The 3,652-nt window shown below is 42.1% G+C and carries 5 protein-coding genes; all 5 read left to right on the top strand.

Annotated features, from left to right (window positions below; translation table 11 throughout):
- Positions 1–95 precede the first annotated feature (95 nt).
- A complete protein-coding gene (gene rpsU, locus RYO92_RS10975; RefSeq protein WP_005539624.1) occupies positions 96–272 on the top strand; it encodes a 30S ribosomal protein S21 in 177 nt (58 codons plus the stop codon).
- A gap of 69 nt (positions 273–341) precedes the next feature.
- On the top strand, positions 342–1,403 hold the full coding sequence (locus tag RYO92_RS10970; RefSeq protein ID WP_007156090.1) for a PhoH family protein: 1,062 nt from the start codon (positions 342–344) through the stop codon (positions 1,401–1,403).
- Positions 1,315–1,812 carry an rRNA maturation RNase YbeY gene (gene ybeY / locus RYO92_RS10965; RefSeq protein ID WP_040648309.1) on the top strand — a complete coding sequence of 166 codons (498 nt, stop codon included), beginning with the start codon at positions 1,315–1,317 and terminating at the stop codon, positions 1,810–1,812. The genes RYO92_RS10970 and ybeY overlap by 89 nt, the downstream gene beginning before the upstream one ends.
- The gene (locus tag RYO92_RS10960; protein ID WP_007156092.1) at positions 1,809–3,488 is read left to right on the top strand and encodes a putative polysaccharide biosynthesis protein; all 1,680 of its coding nucleotides are present in this window, start codon (positions 1,809–1,811) and stop codon (positions 3,486–3,488) included. The genes ybeY and RYO92_RS10960 overlap by 4 nt, the downstream gene beginning before the upstream one ends.
- A 75-nt stretch (positions 3,489–3,563) precedes the next feature.
- A partial coding sequence (locus tag RYO92_RS11205) for an FAD-binding protein (protein WP_315370403.1) occupies positions 3,564–3,652 on the top strand: 89 nt, incomplete at its 3' end.

The raw sequence follows: 3,652 nt of genomic DNA, 5'->3' as shown, positions 1-3,652 counted from the left end.
AAAATAGCTTTAGTTCTAAAAAAGTCATTGACGTATGAAATTTTGGTGTTATAATAAACTCTAGTTTGTGCCCGAAGGGAGGTTTGGGGTATCGCATGTCAAATGTCATCGTAAAAGAAAACGAGTCTTTGGACAGTGCTTTACGCAGATTCAAAAGAAACTGTGCTAAGGCAGGAATCCAGCAAGAAATTCGTAAGAGAGAGCATTACGAGAAGCCATCAGTAAGACGTAAGAAGAAGTCTGAAGCGGCTAGAAAGCGTAAGTTCAACTAATTTATAGCTTAGATGTTAGCCCTGATTCAGCAATGAATTAGGGCTATTTTCTTTCAAAAAAGGAGTCCCATGGCGGAAAGAGAATTGCTATTAGATATTCCTCTGGAACATGAAATGAATATTCTGGGACAGATGGATCAAAATTTAAATAAGATTCAAAAACAGTTTCAAGTCAGTATTATTGATCGAGACGGATTATTGAAAATCATAGGGGAAGAAGACGCTGCAAACAAAGCTAAGGAAGTGCTTCTTTCCCTTTTGAAGTTATCTCAAAAGGGGACTGCTATTAATGAGCAAAATGTAAACTATGCCATTTCCTTGACGGTTAAGGAAGGAAAGGGAGATGCTCTCCTGCATTTGGATGAGGATTTGCTGGCAAGAACCGCTTTGGGAAAACCTGTAAAGCCTAAGACTTTAGGGCAAAAGGCCTATGTGGATGCCATACGGAAAAATATGATTACCTTTGGCATCGGTCCTGCGGGAACCGGAAAAACCTATCTGGCCATGGCTATGGCTATTTCCGCCTTTCGTGAAGAGGAGGTTTCCCGAATTATCCTGACAAGACCTGCTATAGAGGCGGGAGAGAAGCTTGGATTTTTACCGGGAGATTTACAGTCCAAGGTGGATCCCTATCTTCGTCCTTTATATGATGCTCTGTACCAGATTATGGGACCGGAACAATATCTGGCCAATGCGGAGAAGGGCCTTATCGAAGTTGCTCCCTTGGCCTATATGCGTGGTAGAACCTTGGATAATGCCTATATTATCTTGGATGAAGCCCAGAATACCACTCCTGCGCAGATGAAGATGTTCTTAACAAGAATAGGCTTCGGCTCTAAGGTGGTGGTTACCGGAGATTTAACCCAAAAGGATTTGGAAGAAGGAAAGAAATCCGGTTTGGAGGATGCTATCCATGTTTTAAAAAATGTGGAGGGAATAGCATTTTCCACCCTTACCAGTGAAGACGTGGTTCGTCACCCCTTAGTGCAAAGAATCGTTAATGCCTACGAAAAGGACGAAGAAAGAAAAAAGAAGGATAAATATGCAAATAGACATTCAGTGGGAAGTGAAGGAACAAACAAGTCTGGATTACGAAAAAATCATTCAGGATATCGTGGAGGAAAGTCTTGATTATGTTTCCTGTCCCTATGATGTTTCCCTCTCCGTAAGCTTTATAGAGTCAGAGGAGATGCGGGAATTAAATCTAAGCCAAAGAGGAATTGATTATGCAACGGATGTTCTGTCTTTTCCTTTATTGTCTTTAGATCCTCCGGGAAGCTTTCCTGAAAGCTTGGAAGAGGAATGGGGGAATTTTGATCCGGAAACCGGAGAGCTGATGCTGGGAGATATTGTCCTAAACTGGGACAAGGTAAAGGAACAGGCGGAGAGCTACGGCCATTCTTTGGAGAGAGAGCTTGCTTTTTTGATTGCCCATTCCCTTTTACACCTTTTCTCCTATGATCACATGGAGGAAGAGGAACGAAAAGAAATGGAGCAGAAGCAGGAAGAGATATTAGAGAATAGAGGATATTACCGATGAGAGAAGGCAGAAGACAAGTTTCCACAAAAAGAAGATCAAGCGGAAATAATTTTGTTCTGCAGGGATCTCTTCTTGCAGTTGCCGGAATTCTGGTTCGCCTTATCGGCATGGTTTACCGAATTCCACTTTCCGCAATTATTTCCGATGAGGGAAATGGTTATTATACCTCAGCCTTTTCTATTTATACCCTACTCCTGATTTTATCCAGTTATTCCATGCCCACTGCCATTTCCAAGCTGATTTCTCAGAATTTGGCGGCGAAACGTTTTAAAAATACGGAAAGAGTTTTAAGGGTTTCTTTTATTTATGCTTCCATTATGGGAGCAGTTATGGCTTTTGTACTCTTCTTCGGGGCGGATGCCATAGCCGGAGCCTTGAAAAAGCCCTTTGCTTCTTATGCCCTTAGGGCCTTGGCTCCAACCGTTTGGATTATGGCCTATCTTGGACTTTTGCGCGGGTACTTTCAGGGCATGGGAAATATGATTCCTACAGCTATTTCTCAAATCTTGGAACAGATTGCCAATGCCGTTTTTTCCGTTTTAATGGCATACCTTCTTTTCGCTAAGGGAAAAGAAGCCAATTTGCTATACAATAACACGGAGTATTCCTATGCATTCGGTGCTATGGGAGGAGCTATCGGAACCGGTGTGGGAGCTTTTATTGCCCTGCTGTTCTTTTTGATGCTTTATTCCTATCAAAGACCAAGACTTAGAAAGAGAGCCAAGAAGGATAGCAGTATGGTGGAAAGCTACGAGCGCTCCGCCTTATTGTTGTTTTCAACTATGGTTCCTATCCTGATTTCCAGTACGGTATACAATATTTCCTCCGTTTTGGATGATTATTTTTATTCCAGCATTATGACTAAGCTTCAGATTCCCACCAAGCGGATTGTAATGGAGTGGGGAATTTTCGGGGAATATCATATTCTCTTTAATATTCCCGTGGCCTTGGCCAATGCCTTATCCTCCTCTTTGATTCCCAGTCTTACTGCGGCGGTTGCTTCCCATGATCGGAAAAAGACCCTTGGACAAATCCAGACCAGTATTCGCTTCAGCATGCTGATTGCCGTGCCATGTACGGTGGGGATGTGTATTTTGGCGGAGCCTCTATGCAGAATGCTTTTTCCCGGAAAAAATGTAATGCTTTTGATTAATGTGACCAGAATCGGAGCCTTAGCGGTTTTGTTCTATTCTCTGTCCACCATCAGTAATGCCATTTTACAGGGATTGGGACATCTGAATCTGCCTCTTAAGCATTCCATCATTTCTTTGGTATTTCATTTGGCCAGTTTGTTACTTCTCTTATATGGAAAAACCGGCATCTACGGAGTAGTTGTTTCCAATATCCTTTTTGCCATCATGATGTGCATCTTAAACCAGGCCGCTATAAAACGCCATACCAGATGCGTAATAGACTGGGGAAAAACCATAGGATATCCTATTTTAGCTTCTCTCATTATGGGAATTTTTGCATTTGGCTGCTATTTCTTGATTCATTTCCTTCTTCCGGAGAAGCTTGGGAAGGGAAGAATCGGTTCCGCCCTGTCTTTACTTCCGGCGATTTTCGTTGCGGTGGTTCTCTACTTTGGAAGTCTTCTGAAGATGAATGCCTTTTCCAAAGAAGACCTGGATGAAATGCCTATGGGGGGACGTTTAAAGAGATTTATCAAGGATTAAAATCGAAAACTATAAATAAGCTTAAAATTAAAAAGATGAATATAATCAAAGGATATAGAAAAGAATAGGGGCAATATGAAGGATTGTATTATTGTGGGAGGAGGAGCTGCCGGTATGGTGGCTGCCATAGAAGCAAAAAGAGCCGGTGCAAAGTCGGTTCTTTT

The organism is Oribacterium sinus (assembly GCF_963553175.1).
In the GTDB taxonomy this organism is placed as follows: domain Bacteria; phylum Bacillota; class Clostridia; order Lachnospirales; family Lachnospiraceae; genus Oribacterium; species Oribacterium sinus_B.
The sequence above is the reverse complement of the archived record's forward strand: the minus strand, read 5'-3'. Positions and strand labels throughout refer to the sequence as shown.